Source organism: Lysobacter sp. TAB13 (assembly GCF_052113885.1).
Classification (GTDB): domain Bacteria; phylum Pseudomonadota; class Gammaproteobacteria; order Xanthomonadales; family Xanthomonadaceae; genus Lysobacter; species Lysobacter gummosus.
Genome location: NZ_JBFRDR010000002.1, coordinates 334,463 through 351,447 on the forward strand (window position 1 = coordinate 334,463; position 16,985 = coordinate 351,447).

Consider the following 16,985-nt stretch of genomic DNA (forward strand, 5'->3'; position numbering starts at 1 on the left):
CCTGGTGAGCTCCTACGCTACCTACGACGCCACGCGTGCACATACCCCGAAATCAGGGGGGCGACGGACTCGATATGCCGCTATACGAGCCAGAACGCGGCCGCTTCGGTCAGGGCGAGACACAGACCCGGTGCTTCCTTCCCGGCGCTCATCGTCAGGCCGATGGCCAGGCACACCGCCTTGGTCCGCGGCGCCCGACTTGGAAGTTGAGACGCTGCGCGCCACCCCACCCTGGTTTCGGGGGATGCGCGACACATCGCCGCGAGCGTAGGTTGCGGCGCAGGGAAGTGATCGGCATCGCGAAGGGGGCCTGAGCGATCACACGAACGCAGTGTCCATGGCGGTGCGCAAGCGGCCGTTTGCGATCGTGCGCGCCGGGCGCAAAGCCCGCGACGAGCAGATCGGCCGAATTCGCTTGGGCTCCCGACGTCCATGCAACCGCCATGGCGGTCGGACCGGCCGACGCGCCGGCTCCGCCGACGTCGTGTTTGTTCTTGCAGTAACCGGCCGCTCAGCGCGAAACGGTCGTCGATTGCTGTTCCCGTGCTTGTGCGGGGCAGTCGCAGTTCGGAACCAGCTGTCCTGCGGCATCGGCCGTCGGACCACCCATCCGCGTCGGATATCGCCGTGTCGCCGACACGGCGCCAACCGCTTTATGGAGACAACGTCGTGAACAGTCGCAATTTCATCCTGGCCATTACGCCGCTGGCGTTGGCCTGCGCCCCGGTGTTCGCCGCTCAACGCGTCGAGCTGGTCAGTCAGGACCTGGGCAAGCTCAAGCAGCAATACAACAGCGTCACCGCGCAGAGCGGCGTTCCCGCCATGACCCACGCCCGTCATGCGCGCCTGCTTGGCCTGGATACCGAATCGCACCTGGTGCTGAAGACCCGCAAGACCGACCTCGGTGCCCGCAACTCCCGCTACAAGCAGACCTTCCGTGGCATCCCGATCTTCGGCGAGAGCGTCGTGGTGAGCGAAGACGCCGCCAGCGGCCAGGCCCGCGCCCTGTTCGGCCATAAGATCGCCGGCCTGGCCAGCGAAATCTCTTCCATCACGCCCAAGATCAGCAAGGCCGATGCCATCGGCGCCGGCAAGCGCGCCGCTCTGGGCGGCCGCACCCGCGTGCGCAACGCGCAGGCCGAGCTCAACATCTACGTGGACAGAAGCGGCCGCGCCAGCCTGGCCTATGTGGTTCAGTTCTTCGCCGACAGCCAGACCGGCGGCAACCCGACCTTGCCGAACGTGATCGTCGACGCCAACACCGGCCGCATCCTGGAACAGTGGGAAAACCTGCAACACGCCGACGGCACCGGCCCGGGCGGCAACGAGAAGACCGGCCAGTACGAGTACGGCACCGACTACGACTATCTCGATGTCACCCAGTCGGGCACGAGCTGTTCTCTGGAGAACGCCAACGTCAAGACCGTCGACCTGAACCACGCGAGTGGCGACATCGACGTCGACGCTTTCGCGGCGCATAAGTACACCTGCCCGCGCAATACGGTGAAGTCCATCAACGGCGCGTACTCGCCGCTGAACGACGCGCACTACTTCGGCGGCGTCGTGTTCAACATGTACCAGGCCTACATGGGGGCGGCCCCGCTCCCCGAAAAACTCAAGATGGCCGTGCATTACGGCACGAACTATGAGAACGCCTCGTACGATCGCCTCACCAACACCATGCTGTTCGGCGACGGCAAGGACAAGTTCTACCCGTTGACCGCTCTGGACGTGACCTCGCACGAGGTCTCGCACGGCTACACCAATCACAATTCGGGCCTGATCTACGACAAGTACGACTCCGGCGCCCTGAACGAAGCGTATTCCGACATCGCCGGCGAAGCGGCCGAGTACTACGTGAAGGGCAGCAACGACTTCCTGGTCGGTGCCGACATCATGAAGAGCGGCGTCGCGTTGCGTTACTTCGCCGAGCCGCGCAAGGACGGCAGGTCGCTGGACCACGTCAATCAGATGCCTGCCAAGGGCATCGACAATCACCAAAGCTCGGGCATCTACAACAAGGCGTTCTACACTCTGGCCACCACGCCGGGCTGGAACACCAAGACCGCGTTTCAGGTCTTCGCCCGCGCCAACCGCGACTATTGGACGGAAAACACCAGCTTCAACGCTGGCGGCGCCGGCGTGTTGCGTGCAGCTTGTGACATGGGCATGAAGGGTCAGGACGTCGTCAACGCCTTCAAGCCGGTCGGCATCGATCCGGGGCAGGTGGGCTCGCTGTGCAGCGACGCCACCAGCGCGCCGGCTGCGAACTTCACCTACACCGCGCAGGGCCAGATGGCCCGCTTCACCGACGGGTCCAAAGACCCGGACGGCAGCATCGTCTCGCGCAGCTGGGACTTCGGCGACGGCACCACCTCCACCGAGACCAACCCGGTCAAGCTGTATTCGGCGGCCGGCACTTATCGGGTCACGCTGACGGTGAAGGACAACCAGGGCCTGAGCCACTCCAGGTTCGACTACATCCTGCTCACGCCCAACGTACTGACCAACGGCGCGCCCTGGAACAACCTCTACGGCGGGGACCTGCCCTTCAGCATGAACGTTTATCAAGGCGCGCGCGACATTCGCATCGCCGCATCAGGCGGTACCGGCACTTACGATTTGTACGTGAAGCTGGGCGAGGCGCCGACCACCACCAGCTACACCTGCAGGTCCACCGGCGCCGGCGCGAAATCCTGTGTCATTGCTTCCGCGCCGAACGGGGGCAAAGTCTATGTGCTGCTCAAGGGCAGTTACTCGGGCGTGTCGCTGGTCGGCAGCTTCACGTATCCCTCCGATATCACCAAGATCGAGCGGCTGGCGATCCCGGACGCAGGAGAAGCCACAAGCACGCTTTCGGTCAGCCAGTCGCCCAGCGGAGACAAAATCAAATACTTTGCGTCGGTCAGCGTGAACATCGATCACACCTTCATCGGCGACCTGAAGGTCGATCTGATTTCGCCGACCGGCAAGGTGCAGACCGTCCACAACCGCACCGGCGGCAGCACCGACAATCTCAGGCTCGTGGACGTGCCGGTGAATATGCTGGGCGAGCCGACGAACGGCAATTGGAAACTGCGCATGAGCGACGGCAAGCTGCAGGACACCGGCGCATTGACGCGGTGGGAGCTCAAGTACCACTGAGCGCCTCGCGCAAAGCTCATCAGCCGCGCGCGTTCTCGTACCAGCCTGGCCCGGGTCGATCCCGGGCCGGGCTTTTCGCTGCTCGCAAGGGCCGCGTGGACGCCGGTCGGCGAGCGCGCCGAGAACTTCACGGCCTGATTCAAGACGGCAGGGCGGTATGGACCGACCAGTAAACAAGATCGTCATTCCCGCGAAAGCGGGAATCCAGTGACTTCAAAGGTTCTCGCACGAAAGTCGCTGGATTCCCGCTTTCGCGGGAATGACGAGCAAAAGCGAAAATCATCAAATCCGAAGGCATCACGCCGCCGCGCCTACTGCGGAATCGCCGGCAACTCATCGCAGCACTGCTTGAGGAACTCGCGCAGGCGTTGCACCAGCGGGCTCAACAAGCGGCGGTCGGGGCAGACCAGGTTCAAGGGCGCGTCTTCGCCGCGCCAGTCGCGGCACAGCACTTGCAACCGGCCGCTGAGCACTTCCTGCGAAACGTCGATCCAGGATTTGTACGCGATGCCATGCCCGGCCAGCGCCCATTGCTTGACCGCGTGGCCGTCGTCGGCGACGCGGTCGCCCTGCACGCGGATGGTGCGGTCGTCCTCGCCGCGGCGCAGGCGCCAGCGCTCGTGGATTTCGCCGCGGATCATCTGCCGCAGGCAATTGTGTTCGACCAACCGGTCCGGATGCTCCGGCGCGCCGTGGCGCGCGAGGTACTGCGGCGAGGCGCACAGCACGCGGCGGTTGTCCGGACGCAGCGGCAGCGCGATCAGGCTCGAATCCGGCGGCGGCCCGTAGCGCAGCGCGACATCCACCGGCTGCCGGTAGACGTCGGCGAAATAGTCCGACAGGTTCGCGCGCAACTGCACGTGCGGGTGTTCGGCGATGAAGCGGTCCAGCCACGGCAGGATCAGGCTGCGGCCCAGGTCGGACGGCATCGACAACTGCAGCTGGCCGCGCAGATCGGCCTTGTCGCCGTGCAGCGCCTGTTCGGCGTCGTCGATGGCGCGCAGCGCCTCGCGCGCATGGGCCAGGAACCGTTCGCCTTCCAGAGTCAGGCGCAGGCTGCGGGTGGAGCGCACGAACAACTGCGTGTGCAGTTCCGCCTCCAGCCGCTTGATGGTGGCGCTGGCCGCGGCCGGACTGATGTCCAGCGCCCTCGCCGCGGCCGACAGGCTGCCGGCGTCGGCCGCGCGCACGAACACGGTGAGGTCGGCGAAGGCCTTCATTTTCAACATCCGGGCGAAACAGAACCGGCTTATGCCGGGTTTTTCCGGGCCGCGCAAGCGCCCAGGCTGTGTCTATCGCCTCGCTGGAACCGTCTCATGCCCACCGCCATCGCTCATGCCGTCGATCGCGCCGTGGCGCCGATGTGGCATTTCGATCACCTCAATCTGCAGGGCCCGCCGGATTCGGCGCTGACGCGCCTGTTCGGCGAGGTGATGGGACTGCGGCAGGGCTTTCGCCCGCCGTTTCGGTCTCCGGGCCAGTGGCTGTATCGCGGCGATGAGGCCTGGCTGCATCTGGTGCAGCCGCGCGGCACGCGGGAAGGATCGCTGCGATTGGGTCACATCGCCTTCCGCACCGATGAGCCCGCCGCCTGCGTGCTCGACCGGCTGCGCGCCGCCGAGCTCGCGTTCGAGATCGAGGTCGTGCCCGAAACCGGCTGCGTGCAGTTCTTCGTCGCGCTCCCCGGTGGGTTGGTGATCGAACTCGATGCGCCGGCTTAGTTCACCCGGGCCGGCGCCGCCGGCCCGTTCGATGCGCACTTCTCCCCCCTCTCACAGGATTCACATCGCAATGAAAATTCCGACCCTGTTGTCGCTCGCCGCCGCGTTGTCGTGGTCGTGCGCGGCGTTCTGCGCGCATGCCGCCGATTCTGCCGTCGTCGCCGGCACGCAACCGCATCTGGAAGTGGTCGCCGCATCCGACGCGCGTCCGGGCAATGTCGCCGTCTCGGCCAAGGGGCGCGTGTTCGCCACCTTCCACGCATTGGGCAATCCGAAGATTCAGCTCGGCGAGGTCAAGGGCGGCCGCATCGTGCCGTATCCGAATCTGGCCTTGCAGAAGAACGGCGCCGCGCCCTCGGATGCGACCTTCGACGCCATGCTCGGTCTGAGCGTGGACCGGCGCGACCGGCTGTGGGTGATCGACATGGGCCTCAACCTCGGCAAGACCCGCTTGTGGGCCTTCGATCTGCGCAAGAACGCGGTGATCGAGAAGATCGAGTTGCCCCTTGGGGTCGCGCCCAAGGGCAGCTTCGTGCAGGACTTCGTCATCGACGAAAAGCGCGGCTGGGCCTATCTGGCCGACATCGCCGACCCGGGCATCATCGCGTTGAACCTGAAGACCGGAAAAGCGCGCCGTTTCGGCGGCCATGCCTCGCTGCAGGCGCAGGACATCGACATGGTGATCGACGGCCGCGTGATCCAGTTCAACGGCAAGCCGGCGCGCGTGGCGATCGATCCGATCACCTTGTCGGCCGATCGCGACACCCTGTACTTCGGTGCGATGAACGGTACGACTTGGTATCAGCTGCCGACGCGGCTGTTGCGCGAGGGCGCCGACGACGCCGCTATCGGCGCGGCGATCAAGCCCGCCGGCAAGAAGCCGATCAGCGACGGCGCCCTGACCGACGCGGCCGGCGCGCATTACTTCACCGACGTGCAGGCGCACGCGATCGTCCGCATCGACCGCGACGGCGCCGAGCATTCGCTGATTCGCGACCCGCGCCTGCAATGGCCGGACAACATCAGCTTCGGCCCGCGCGGCTGGATCTATGTCTCGGCCAATCAGCTCGACACCACGCCGAGCTTTACCGGCGGTGCGGATGAGGGCAAGCCGCCGTATTACCTGTATCGGTTTATGCCTCGTTGAGTGGTGGGGGCTAGCGCCGACGTAGCGGCGCGCTGCGGATGCTTTGCCCGTCACCTTGATTTGCCCTCTCCCGGAAGCCCGTAAGGGAGAGGGTTCTTTTCGGCGCATTTCAAGTGGCGAGTCATGCACCGCGCAGTGAAACCCTGACTATCAATACGGATTTAACGCGCGCCCCATGCACCCAAAGCATCCGGGCTTTGCGCCACGCGATCGGAATTCCCATAATCGAAGCGAGCGGAATTCAACACAGTTGCCATCGACGGCTCTGATCCGTAATTGAAGGGACACTCATGAACAAGTTTCAGATCATCGGCCTGCTGTCGGTCGCGGTGTTTTCCAGCGCCTGCCAAGGCGGCGGCGCCGCGTCGGATGCGGCCGCGAAACCTGCGACAGCTCCGGTTGCGCCGGCGAGTGCCGCTGCCCCCGCGATGAAACCCGCGGAACACAGCTTCGACGCGGCCGCGGTCGTGAAAGCCGGCGGCGTGGTCGCCGAATGCGGCGGTGCGCGCATGGCGTTGCAGTGCGCCGTGGCGTCGAAGGATTGCACTGCCAGCTCGTTGCGCTATGTGGATGCCCAGGGCAACGTCAGCGAAGCGGCCAAGCCGAAAGGGATGGAGTCCTACACCGCGGTCGGCGTGGGCTGCCTGACGGCCAAGGACGACAGCCATTACTTCGTAGTGAAGTACGGCGAACTGCCCTATGGCTGTGCGTTCTGCGAGTGGTTCCATCTTTACGACCGCAACGGCAAGGCGCTGACCCACAGCGATCCGCCGATCCTGACCGGCGAGGCCGCCGCGCCGGACGCGCAGGCGCCCAACAACCAGGAGTTCACCGCATTGCACCGCAAGCTCGGACTCGGCCGACCCAAGGTCGATGGCTTGCCGGTCGCTGAGCACTGAGTCACCCGTAGAACGCCATTGATCAAGGAGTGATGCATGGCCACAGTCCATGAAACGATGATCCAACCGGTCGGGCCGAAGTACCGCGACAGCCAGATCGAGCCGTGGAGCTATTACCGCGAGCCAATCGATCAGGCCGCGGGCCGGGCCGCGGGTAATTCGCATGTCTGGGGCGACGCCAGCCCCGAAGTGCAGTCGCAGGCCATCGATGCGCTGATCGCCGCGTCCGAACGCGCCGGGCTCAATCCGCGCCAGACCGCGCATGTGCTGGCGATCGCGCGGGCCGAGTCGGGCTTCAATCCCGATGCCGCCGCCGGCACCACGTCGGCCTATGGGCTGGGCCAGTTCGTGGACGATACCGGCAAGGCCTATGGCCTCAACGACGGCACCCGCGGAAATCTGGACAAGCAGGCCGATGCGCTGGTGTCGCACTACCTCGACAACGCCGCGTTGGCGAAGTCGCGCGGCGAGGGCGAGGATTTCGTCTACAAGTATCACCACGACGGCCCCGCGCGCGATTACGGCGGACTGGCCATCGGCAAGGACAAGGTGACGCCGTACATCGACGACTACGAGACGTTCGTGCGCGAGCACCAGCGCGAGCGCGGATTCGCCGCGCCGGAGCAACCCGCCGAACGCGCGTCTGGAACTCGACAGTCACGCGCGGCGGACGCCGACGGCGTGCTTCGCCAGGGCGAAAGCGGGCCTTCGGTGAAAGCATTGCAGGAACAGCTCAACCGGCTTGGCGTCACCGATGCCCAAGGACGGCCGCTGCAGGCCGACGGTGATTTCGGGCCGAGCACCCGGCAAGCGGTGGAAGCGTTCCAGCGTTCGCAACCGGGGCTGGATGCGGACGGCATCGCCGGGCGCGATACGCTCAATGCGTTGAAGTCGGCGCAGCCGCAGCAAGCCGCCGCGCAACCGGCGCCCGCCGCTGAGGCCGCGCCTGCGCCGTTGTTGTCCGATCGCGCGCATCCCGATAACGCGATGTATCGACAAGCCGTTGCCGGCCTGGAGAAACTGGGGCCGCAGGCCGGCTTCGCCGATCGTCAGGCGCTCGAGCGCGCGGCCGGGGTCCTGACTTATGAGGCGCGCGTCAGCGGTTTGAATCGCATCGACCACGTGGTTCAAAGCGCGGATGGATCGCGGCTGTTCGCGGTGCAGGGCGAGTTGCAGGACCCCGCGCATCACCGCGTGGTCGCGGACAAAGCGCAGGCCGTCGGGCAATCGGTGGAGCAGTCCACGCGGCAGTTGAGTCAGGACGCACCGTCGCCGGCGTCCCAATCTGCTGAGCAACAGACGCAGTCGGCGCGGCCGGTCATGGGCTGAGCGCGGCGCTTGGGCGCCGGCGGTCATGCTCGAAGGCATGGCCGCTCAGATCATCGGATGTTTCGGCAGCAGGACTGAACTTGTAGAGGATGCTCCGGGCGATTCGCATCCTGCGACCCAGCCGCCGAACTTATTCCCCACCCACAAACCCGAACTGCCGCCACGCCTCGAACACCACCACCGCGACGGTGTTGGACAGATTCAGGCTGCGATTGTCCGGACGCATCGGCAGGCGCAGGCGTTGTTCGGGCGGGATCGACTCCAGCACCTCCTGCGGCAGGCCGCGGGTTTCCGGGCCGAACACGAACGCATCGCCGGCGGCGTAATGCGGGGTGTCGAAGCGGGTGCGGCTGCGCGTGCTCAAGGCGAACAGGCGCGGCGCGGCGCCCTGCGTTTCGCCGATCGCGGCCAGCGCCGCGTCCAGGCTGTCGTGCACGCGCAGGCTGGCGTACTCGTGATAGTCCAGGCCGGCGCGCTTGAGCTGCTTGTCTTCCAAGGTGAAACCCAGCGGCGCGATCAGGTGCAGGCGGGCGCCGGTGTTCGCGCACAGGCGGATCACGTTGCCGGTGTTGGGCGGAATCTCGGGCTGGTAGAGGATGACGTTGAACATGCGCGCATTATGCGGCCTGGCCGCGGCGCGGTCCCCGCGCACGCGCTCGGGCCCGATGCCGGCGTTGCGCCTGGACGCCATGAACGCAGAAGCGCCCGGCCTCCCCCTGTGACCGCCGGCCCATGCCCGTCGCGGCGGCGGCGCCTAAGATGGCCGCTTTGGTCCGTCCGCGGACGCCTTACCTGCCGGAGTTGTCATGTCGAAGTCCCCGTCGTCCGCCCTCGCGCCGCGCCGCGCCCGTCCGCGCGTGGCCGCGCTCGCCCTGGCCCTGGGAGTCGCCCTGGTCGGCGGAGCGATCGCGCCGGCGGCGGCCGCGGCCAAGGACAACGCCAATGTCAGCATCGCCTTCGACGAATTCACCTTGCCCAACGGCCTGCGCGTGATCGTGCACACCGACCGCAAGGCGCCGATCGTCGCGGTCAACGTGTGGTACCACGTCGGCAGCAAGAACGAACAGCCCGGCCGCACCGGCTTCGCGCATCTGTTCGAACACTTGATGTTCCAGGGTTCGGAGAACTACAAGGGCGAGTTCTTCACGCCGTTCGAACTGGTCGGCACCACCGACCAGAACGGCACCACCAACGTCGATCGCACCAATTATTTCCAGAACGTGCCGACCACCGCGCTGGACATGGCGCTGTGGATGGAGTCCGACCGCATGGGCCACCTGCTCGGCGCGATCGATCAAAAGACCCTCGACGAACAGCGCGGCGTGGTCCAGAACGAGAAGCGCCAGGGCGAGAACCAGCCCTACGGCCGGCGCATCAGCGCCAGGCTGTATGAGGCGCTGTATCCGGCCGATCATCCCTACAGCTGGCAGACCATCGGCTCGATGGCCGACCTCGACGCGGCCTCGCTCGGCGACGTCAAGACCTGGTTCCGCAGCTGGTACGGCCCCAACAACGCGGTGCTGGTGCTGGCCGGCGATATCGACCTGAAGACGGCGAAGGAAAAGGCGCTGCGTTTCTTCGGCGACATTCCCGCCAGCGCGACTCTGCCCGACATGGCCACGCGCATTCCCAAGCGCGATCGCGACACGGAAGAAACCATTCCCGACCGCGTGCCGCAGGCGCGCGTGTACCGCGGCTGGCCGGTCGCCCAATACGGCGCGGCCGACGGCACCGACCTGCAGTTGTTCGCGCAGGTACTCGGCGGCAGCGCGGCCTCGCGCCTGGATGCGCGCCTGGTCCACGCCGACCGGATCGCCGACAGCGCCAGCGTGTCGATCAACGATGCCGAAATCAGCGGCACCCTGGTGGTCGTGGCCAACGTCAAGCAAGGCGTGGACCCGGCGAAAGTGCGCGCGGCCATCGATGAGGAAATCAAGCGCCTGATCGCGCAGGGCCCGAGCGCGCAGGAGCTGGAACAGGCCAAGACCGCCACCCGCGCCGAGTTCGTGCGCGGGGTGGAGCGCATCGGCGGATTCGGCGGCAAGTCCGACGTGCTGGCGCGTTGCGCGGTGTTCCTCGGCAAGGCCGATTGCTATCGCGACGAACTCAAGGACCTGGACAAGGCCAGCATCGCCAGCGTGCAGGCGGCCGGGCGCAAATGGCTGGGCGTGGGCTCGCACACCATCGTGGTGCAGCCCGGCGACAAGCCGGCTTCGTCGCTGCCGGAAACGGCGAGCGCGGCGCCGGCCAAGCAGCCCGCGCCGATTCCGGCGGCCGATCCGCGCTTCAAGACTGTGAAGTCCGATCTCGACCGCAGCCTGGGCGTGCCGCAGACGCAGAGCTTCCCCGCGCTGAAGTTCCCCGCCCAGCAGACCGCGCAGCTCAGCAACGGCATGCAGGTGGTGCTGGTCGAACGCCACGAAACCCCGATCGTGCAATTGCAGGTGGAATTCCCCGGCGGCTTCAGCGCCGATCAGGGCCGCAAGGCCGGCACCGCCAGCTTCGCCATGGCCATGCTCGACGAAGGCGCCGGCGATTACGGCGCGCTGCAGTTGTCGGCGCGCAAGGAAGCCCTGGGCGCGGAGCTGAGCAGCAACGCCAGCCTCGACAGCGCCAGCGTCGCGCTGTCGGCGTTGACGGACAAACTCGATCCCTCGCTGGATCTGCTCTCCGACGTGATCCGCCGTCCGCGTTTCGACGCGGCCGAAATCGAACGCGTGCGCGCGCAGTGGCTGGCCGGCATCAAGCAGGAGAAAGCGCGTCCGCAGACCGCGGCGCTGCGCGTGCTGCCGCCGCTGCTGTATGGCGCAGGCCATGCCTACGCGATTCCGTTCACCGGCACCGGCACCGAGGGCTCGATCGCCGCGCTCAAGCGCGAGGATCTGCTCGCTTTCCATAGCGACTGGCTGCAGCCGCAGCGCGCGCGGGTGATCGTGGTCGGCGATACGACGCTGGCGCAGATCGTGCCGCAGCTGGAACGCCGCTTCGGCGACTGGAAGGGCGCCAGCGACGCGCCGGCGCTGCCGAATCTGGCCCAGGTGGCGCGTCCGGCCAAGCCGCGCGTGTTCCTGGTCGATCAGCCCGGCGCGATCCAGTCCAACATCTACGTCGGCGAACTGATCGCGCCGACCGGCGATGCCGGCACCATCGACTTCGATTTCGCCAACGGCGTGCTCGGCGGCGAATTCAGCTCGCGTCTGAACATGAATCTGCGCGAGGACAAGCACTGGGCCTACGGTTCCTACAGCGGCTCGGGCAATGCGCTGGGCCAGCGGCCGTGGATCGCGCAGGCGGCGGTGCAGTCGGACAAGACGGTGGAATCGCTGGGCGAGCTCAAGCGCGAGATCGAAGCCTTCACCAGCGGCAGCAAGCCGATCACCGAAACCGAAGTGGTCAAGATCCGCGCCGCCAACACCCTGAGCCTGCCGGGCGCGTACGAAACCACCGACGCGCTGATGGCGCAGGTCGCCTCGGACCTGCGTTACGGCCGTCCGAGCGACTTCATCCTCAAGTACAAGGCGCGCAACGACGCGATGACGCCGGCGCTGACCCAGGCCGCGGCCAGGGGACTGGAGCCGAAGGCGCTGACCTGGGTGGTGGTGGGCGACCTGTCCAAGATCGAACAGCCGGTGCGCGCGCTGGGCATCGGCGAGGTGCAGGTGATCGACAACGACGGCAAGCCGGTGCGATGAGTACGCCGATGGTGTGAGGCCGTCATCGATCGATGACGAAAAGCGCGGGCCGCATCTTCGGATGCGGCCCGTCGCGTTTGTGGGACCGCATCGCAGGACCGGGACCTCTTTGTGTGGGAGGAGGCTTTTGTGGGAGGGGCTTCAGCCCCGATGCTTTCCGATCAGCCGAATCGAATGTCCATGCAGATCACCGCGACCCGAGCGAAGAGCATCGGGGCTGAAGCCCCTCCCACAAAAGACTTCCAACCTCGCAACATCCCCGCATTCCTACCGCGCTCAGCCGATTCCGGCGACAATGCGCCCGGTCGAACCGAACCCTTATCCGAGGTCCTCATGCGCGCACCCGCACTTCCGTCCCTGGCCGCGACCGTCCTGGCCCTGAGCGTTTCGGCATGCACCTGGGTGAACATGGCGCCCGGCGCGCAGGCGGTGCGCGTGGTTTCCCCCGGCGCGGCGCCTTCGTGCGAGAAGCGCGGCGAAGTGGCGGTGGCGGTCAAGCACAACGTCGCCTTCTACGAGCGTAACGCGCTGCGCGTGCGCGAGGAACTGGAAACCCTGGCCCGCAACGAAGCCCCCGGCCTGCAGGCCGACACCATCCAGCCGCTGGCCGAACCTTCGCAGGGACAGCAGCGTTTTGCAGCTTATCGATGCGGTTCCGGTGCCGCTCCGGCGAGCCCGGCTGCGCAAAATCCTGCTTCCGGCAGCGCCCAGACCTACCCGATCGGCGGTTAAGCGGGTTTCCAAACGCGGCCGTACGGATATTTCTGAGCGATTTAATCGAAGTAATCGATTGTTTTTGAAAGCATTTGTGGGCTAAGCGGCGGCCGCGGACCCGGTTTGCGCCGGACATTAGCTAATGCGCGTGGTCAGGGAAGGCGCTAATCTGTCGCACTTTCTGTCCGCGAAGGGTTTGTCGCCCATGCTGTTCCAACACGTAGCCATCGCTGGCCTCGCTCACGTCGATGCCCCGCGAAAGCTGACCTCGGAGGAGATCAACGCCCGGCTCAAGCCGACGCTCGATCGCCTCGGCATCAAGGTCGATGTTCTGCAGAACGTCGCCGGCGTGCGCGAGCGTCGTTTGTGGGACGGCGAAATGAAGCCCTCCGACGCCGCCACCCTGGCCGGCGTCAAGGCGCTCGCCGACGCGGGCATCGATACCGACCGTATCGGCCTGCTGGTCAACACCTCGGTCAGCCGCGATTACCTGGAACCGTCCACGGCCAGCATCGTCGCCGGCAATCTGCGCCTGGGCGAGAACTGCCAGAACTTCGACGTCGCCAACGCCTGCCTGGCTTTCATCAACGGTATGGACATCGCCAGCCGCATGATCGAGCGCGGCGAGATCGACTACGCCCTGATCGTCGATGGCGAAACCGCGAACAAGGCCTACGAGAAGACCCTCGAACGCCTCAGCGGCGAAGGTGTCACCGAATCGCAACTGCGCGATGAGATGGCCACGCTGACCCTGGGCTCCGGCGCCGCGGCGATGGTGCTGGCGCGGTCCGAACTCGCTCCGGGCGCTCCGCGCTACCGCGGCGGCGTGACCCGTTCGGCGACCGAGTGGAATCATCTGTGCGTGGGCGATCTGCACCACGACCGCATGATCGCCGACGGCCGCATGCTGATGATCGAAGGCCTCAAGCTCGGCCACAAGACCTTCGCCGCCGCGCGCGCCGCGCTCGGCTGGGCGGTGGAAGAGCTGGACGAATTCGTGATCCATCAGGTCAGCCGCGCGCACACCCAGGCCTTCCTCAAGGCCTTCGGCATCGACCCGAAGAAGGTCATGACCATCTTCGGCGAGCACGGCAACATCGGCCCGGCCTCGGTGCCGATCGTGTTGAGCAAGCTGCGCGAAATGGGCCGCCTGAAGAAGGGCAACCGGGTCGCGCTGCTCGGCATCGGTTCGGGCTTGAACTGCTCGATGGCCGAAGTGGTCTGGTAAAGGCCGCATGATCGGCGCGGCCTTGACGCCGCGACGATGAAAGCTGCGAAGGCCCGGTGCGAAAGCATCGGGCCTTTTGCTTTCAGGCCGATGCGAACCGCGCATGCGCTTTTGCGGAGGAGCTTCAGCCCTCTTTTGTAGGAGGGGCTTCAGCCCATTTTTGTGGGAGGGGCTTCAGCTTTTTTGTGGGAGGGGCTTCAGCCCCGATGCCTTTCGTTCCGATCGCGATAATCGCTCAAGCGGATTCGACCCATCTGATCGAAAAGCATCGGGGCTGAAGCCCCTCCCACAAGAGCAGCTCCTCCTGAAAGAGCAGCCCTCCCAGAAAGTCCGTGCCCATCGGCACCGCGCGTATGACTTCGCAATACGGGACCGGGCTCACGCTTGCTATAGTCGATGCTTATCCGCGCGAACGCCGCAACGGCCGCCGCGCCAAGGACCGATTCATCACCCGCAACGGAGTTGCCGACATGGCCCAGCCCAAGAGCCACCTCGAGATCGCCCTGGCCTCGATCCCCGTGTTCACCAACGACGGCACGCTCGACGTCGCCGAACTGCAGAAACTGCTCGACCTCGCATTGCGCGACAAGATCGTCGATGAAGACGAAAAGCGCGTGCTCGGCAATATCTTCAAGCAGGCCGAACTCGGCCAGCTCGACGCCGAGGTGAAGCGCCGCATCGACGAAGCGCGCGCCCTGCACGGTATTTCGGCCTGAGCCCCGGCGGCGGTCGCAAGGCCGCCGCCATCGCCCGGGTCCGCCGCGCCGCCGTCCGCGGCGGCCGGCCCGCGGGCCATGAGCCGTTCGTGCCGCAAACCCCGAGCTTTGCGGTTACCGGGTCGATTCCGACTCCGGTGCCGCGCCCGCCCGGGCGTCGTTGGCTCGCCGGATATGCCTGTTCAAGTCATTGAATATTAAAGAATCGACATCGCGTCACGCGGTTCGCCGCGCCGTTCGTCGGTTCTTACATGTCATGTGTTGCCAGTGTCACATGTGATGAATTAACGTGAACGACATGGAACGCCGATCCTCCGCTTACTACCAGCGCCGTCATCGCGAACGTCTTCGCGAGAAGGGGCTGATCAAGAAGGAGTTGTGGGTACTGCCCGAGTTCGCGGACGAACTGGGCGCGGTGGAGAAGCGGATGCGGCAGCCGCGCGGTGCGGCGCCGGGGCGTGGACGCGTGGAGAGCAACATGAACGACGGCAAGGTCTGGACGTCCGCCGGTCTGTACGACGCTTTGTCGCAGGCGGAGGAATTCGTTTACGGCGATTCGGTGATCGAACTGATCGACGGTGCGCAGGCCAGTCTGCATCTGGTGATGGCCGAGTACGGCGATCTGCCCTTGTTCCTGGCCGTGGTCGGCGAGCAGATCGTGGTCGAGGCGCTGCTGTGGCCGGTTTCGCACGTGCGCGACCCGGCCGCGTTCAACGAAGAAGTGCTGCGCACTCACAAGGTGATCTTTCCCTTGTCCACCATCGGCATCGAAACCCTGGCCGACGGCGAGGACGCGTACATGATGTTCGGCTCGCTCAGCGCATCCTCGTCGCTGTCCAACGTGCTGTACGAGATCGAGACGCTGGCCGACAACGTCATCAAGGCCACCGAGGCCTATGAAATGCAGCTGCTGGAGGCCGCCTGATGTCCAGGTCCGAAGGCGGCGGCAATATCTGGAGCAAGCTGCTGACCTCGCTGCGCGGCGGCGCGCAGGAGCTAGGCGACGGCTGGGTGGACAGCCGCGCGCTGCGCATCCTGGATCAGGAAATCCGCGATTGCGATCTGGACCTGCGCCAGTCGCGCGAGTCGCTCGCGCATCTGCTCGCGCGCCACACCCTGGCCGAGCGCGCGCTGAGCGAGTTGCGCGACAAGGTCGGCGAATACGAAGGCTATGCGATCAAGGCGATGGAAAGCGGCGACGAGGCCCTGGCACGCGAAGTCGCGGACAAGATCGTCCAGCTCGAATCCAGCCGAAGCGACGATCAACGCCATGTTCAAGAGTTAGCCGCCAGCGCCGCCGAACTACGCAAATCCGTAGCCATGGCCGAAGGCAACATCCGCCGCCTGAAACAACAGCTGGACACCGTAAAAGCCACCGAGAGCGTGCAGCGCGCCCAAGCCGCGGTCGCGCAACGCTACACCGGCCCGAACAACAAACTGCAGACCGCGATCGACTCGCTGGCGCGGATCAAACAAAAACAGGCCGAGCGCGGCGCGCGCATGGACGCGGCGGCCGAGCTGGCGCGCGGCGATCGCGGCGACGCGCTGGAACGAAAATTGCGCGACGCCGGGATCATGCCCGACGACGCCGGCGCCGAGGCGGTGCTGTTGAGGTTGCGACAAAAAATGCCGGACTGACCGGTTCGATGCAGGGGCCGTCAGGACGACGGCGAGCGGGGGAGGGAAGCGAATGTTGGAATTCTTCAGTACGATTTTCACGCTGCCGACGGCGTTCTACACGGTGTTGTTCGGCGTGGTCATCTGCTATTGGCTGCTGTCCGCGCTCGGACTGGTCGGCGGCGAGATGATCGACGGCTGGATCGGCGGGGATCTGCACGGCCACGGCCATGGCCTGGGCGATCACACTCTCGCCGACGGCGCCCATCAGCATCACGAAGGCGTGTTCGATCCGCTGATGCGCCTGGGCCTGGGCGGCATTCCGATCACCGTCGTGCTCAGCACGCTGATCGGAGTGTCCTGGGGCCTGACCTACCTGGCCGACGTGTACCTGCTGAACCTGCTGCCGACCGCGCTGCTGCGCATTGTCGGCGGCGCGGTGGTCATCATCGTCGCCTTCGCCCTGGCCATTCCGGTGGCGGCCTTCGTGCTGCGCCCGGTGCGCAAGCTGCTGCGCAAGATGCAGCCCGGCCCGCCGCGGCCGATCCTGGGCCAGACCGCGGTGATCCGCTCGCCGGTCAACCGCGTGACCGGCACCGCCAGCGTCGAAGACGGCGGCGCGGGGTTGATCCTGCAGATCCGCGAAGACGATCCGGAGCGCTTCAAGCGCGGCGACCGCGTCGTGCTCATCGAATACATCGAAGACCAGAACGCCTACCGCGTGGTCAGCGAAGACGAATTCCGCGGCGCCTGACGCCTCACGGCGACATTGCGTCCT

General features: G+C 66.0%; 13 protein-coding genes and 2 pseudogenes. 13 read left to right on the forward strand and 2 right to left on the reverse strand.

The window, feature by feature from the left end; genetic code table 11:
- Nucleotides 1-669 precede the first annotated feature (669 nt).
- A complete protein-coding gene (locus AB4Y92_RS04195; protein ID WP_441818518.1) occupies nt 670-3,144 on the forward strand; it encodes a M4 family metallopeptidase in 2,475 nt (824 codons plus the stop codon).
- Between the two features lie 311 nt (nt 3,145-3,455).
- Here the strand turns inward: AB4Y92_RS04195 and AB4Y92_RS04200 are convergent, their stop codons facing one another.
- Nucleotides 3,456-4,364: a LysR substrate-binding domain-containing protein gene (locus AB4Y92_RS04200; protein WP_441818519.1), complete on the reverse strand. Its 909-nt coding sequence runs from the start codon at nt 4,362-4,364 to the stop codon at nt 3,456-3,458.
- 96 nt (nt 4,365-4,460) lie between these two features.
- On the opposite strand from AB4Y92_RS04200, the gene AB4Y92_RS04205 reads away from it, so the two are divergent.
- The 4 genes from AB4Y92_RS04205 to AB4Y92_RS04220 all read left to right on the forward strand — a co-directional run bounded on the left by AB4Y92_RS04205 (nt 4,461) and on the right by AB4Y92_RS04220 (nt 8,240).
- Complete coding sequence (locus AB4Y92_RS04205) at nt 4,461-4,865, forward strand: hypothetical protein (protein ID WP_441818520.1); 405 nt, start codon at nt 4,461-4,463, stop codon at nt 4,863-4,865.
- Nucleotides 4,866-4,935: 70 nt separating this feature from the next.
- Nucleotides 4,936-6,012 (forward strand): L-dopachrome tautomerase-related protein, encoded by a 1,077-nt coding sequence (locus AB4Y92_RS04210; protein ID WP_441818521.1) that lies wholly within the window; start codon nt 4,936-4,938, stop codon nt 6,010-6,012.
- 290 nt (nt 6,013-6,302) lie between these two features.
- Nucleotides 6,303-6,911: a hypothetical protein gene (locus AB4Y92_RS04215; RefSeq protein ID WP_441818522.1), complete on the forward strand. Its 609-nt coding sequence runs from the start codon at nt 6,303-6,305 to the stop codon at nt 6,909-6,911.
- A 36-nt stretch (nt 6,912-6,947) separates the two neighbouring features.
- Entirely contained in the window at nt 6,948-8,240 is a 1,293-nt protein-coding gene (locus tag AB4Y92_RS04220; protein WP_441818523.1) for a phage tail tip lysozyme, read from the forward strand.
- 130 nt (nt 8,241-8,370) lie between these two features.
- Here the strand turns inward: AB4Y92_RS04220 and AB4Y92_RS04225 are convergent, their stop codons facing one another.
- Entirely contained in the window at nt 8,371-8,850 is a 480-nt protein-coding gene (locus tag AB4Y92_RS04225; protein WP_441818524.1) for a tRNA (cytidine(34)-2'-O)-methyltransferase, read from the reverse strand.
- Between the two features lie 196 nt (nt 8,851-9,046).
- On the opposite strand from AB4Y92_RS04225, the gene AB4Y92_RS04230 reads away from it, so the two are divergent.
- From AB4Y92_RS04230 to AB4Y92_RS04265, 8 genes and pseudogenes are all read left to right on the forward strand, one after another.
- Nucleotides 9,047-11,932: a M16 family metallopeptidase gene (locus AB4Y92_RS04230; protein ID WP_441818525.1), complete on the forward strand. Its 2,886-nt coding sequence runs from the start codon at nt 9,047-9,049 to the stop codon at nt 11,930-11,932.
- 129 nt (nt 11,933-12,061) lie between these two features.
- Nucleotides 12,062-12,157: pseudogene (locus AB4Y92_RS04235) on the forward strand (hypothetical protein); the annotation flags it as partial.
- Nucleotides 12,158-12,265: 108 nt separating this feature from the next.
- Nucleotides 12,266-12,586 (forward strand): annotated as a pseudogene (locus AB4Y92_RS04240) (DUF4156 domain-containing protein); the annotation flags it as partial.
- Between the two features lie 265 nt (nt 12,587-12,851).
- Entirely contained in the window at nt 12,852-13,874 is a 1,023-nt protein-coding gene (locus AB4Y92_RS04245) for a 3-oxoacyl-ACP synthase III (protein ID WP_057945198.1), read from the forward strand.
- A 353-nt stretch (nt 13,875-14,227) separates the two neighbouring features.
- Nucleotides 14,228-14,590, forward strand: a complete 363-nt coding sequence (locus AB4Y92_RS04250; protein ID WP_441818526.1) for a hypothetical protein — start codon at nt 14,228-14,230, stop codon at nt 14,588-14,590.
- A gap of 298 nt (nt 14,591-14,888) precedes the next feature.
- Complete coding sequence (bacA, locus tag AB4Y92_RS04255) at nt 14,889-15,515, forward strand: biofilm formation regulator BacA (RefSeq protein WP_441818527.1); 627 nt, start codon at nt 14,889-14,891, stop codon at nt 15,513-15,515.
- Nucleotides 15,515-16,228, forward strand: coding sequence for a PspA/IM30 family protein (locus AB4Y92_RS04260; RefSeq protein ID WP_441818528.1), 714 nt, complete (start codon nt 15,515-15,517; stop codon nt 16,226-16,228). Before bacA ends, AB4Y92_RS04260 begins: the two co-directional genes overlap by 1 nt.
- Before the next feature lie 52 nt (nt 16,229-16,280).
- On the forward strand, nt 16,281-16,961 hold the full coding sequence (locus AB4Y92_RS04265; protein ID WP_441818529.1) for a hypothetical protein: 681 nt from the start codon (nt 16,281-16,283) through the stop codon (nt 16,959-16,961).
- Nucleotides 16,962-16,985: the final 24 nt, after the last annotated feature.

What these genes read in the sequence shown, in the direction of transcription:
- bacA (WP_441818527.1), top strand. Translation starts at nt 14,889, where the DNA reads ATGGAACGCCGATCCTCCGCTTACTACCAGCGCCGTCATCGCGAACGT.
- AB4Y92_RS04245 (WP_057945198.1), top strand. Translation starts at nt 12,852, where the DNA reads ATGCTGTTCCAACACGTAGCCATCGCTGGCCTCGCTCACGTCGATGCC.
- AB4Y92_RS04230 (WP_441818525.1), top strand. Translation starts at nt 9,047, where the DNA reads ATGTCGAAGTCCCCGTCGTCCGCCCTCGCGCCGCGCCGCGCCCGTCCG.
- AB4Y92_RS04260 (WP_441818528.1), top strand. Translation starts at nt 15,515, where the DNA reads ATGTCCAGGTCCGAAGGCGGCGGCAATATCTGGAGCAAGCTGCTGACC.
- AB4Y92_RS04205 (WP_441818520.1), top strand. Translation starts at nt 4,461, where the DNA reads ATGCCCACCGCCATCGCTCATGCCGTCGATCGCGCCGTGGCGCCGATG.
- AB4Y92_RS04250 (WP_441818526.1), top strand. Translation starts at nt 14,228, where the DNA reads ATGACTTCGCAATACGGGACCGGGCTCACGCTTGCTATAGTCGATGCT.
- AB4Y92_RS04220 (WP_441818523.1), top strand. Translation starts at nt 6,948, where the DNA reads ATGGCCACAGTCCATGAAACGATGATCCAACCGGTCGGGCCGAAGTAC.
- AB4Y92_RS04265 (WP_441818529.1), top strand. Translation starts at nt 16,281, where the DNA reads ATGTTGGAATTCTTCAGTACGATTTTCACGCTGCCGACGGCGTTCTAC.
- AB4Y92_RS04210 (WP_441818521.1), top strand. Translation starts at nt 4,936, where the DNA reads ATGAAAATTCCGACCCTGTTGTCGCTCGCCGCCGCGTTGTCGTGGTCG.
- AB4Y92_RS04215 (WP_441818522.1), top strand. Translation starts at nt 6,303, where the DNA reads ATGAACAAGTTTCAGATCATCGGCCTGCTGTCGGTCGCGGTGTTTTCC.
- AB4Y92_RS04225 (WP_441818524.1), bottom strand. Translation starts at nt 8,850, where the DNA reads ATGTTCAACGTCATCCTCTACCAGCCCGAGATTCCGCCCAACACCGGC.
- AB4Y92_RS04200 (WP_441818519.1), bottom strand. Translation starts at nt 4,364, where the DNA reads ATGAAGGCCTTCGCCGACCTCACCGTGTTCGTGCGCGCGGCCGACGCC.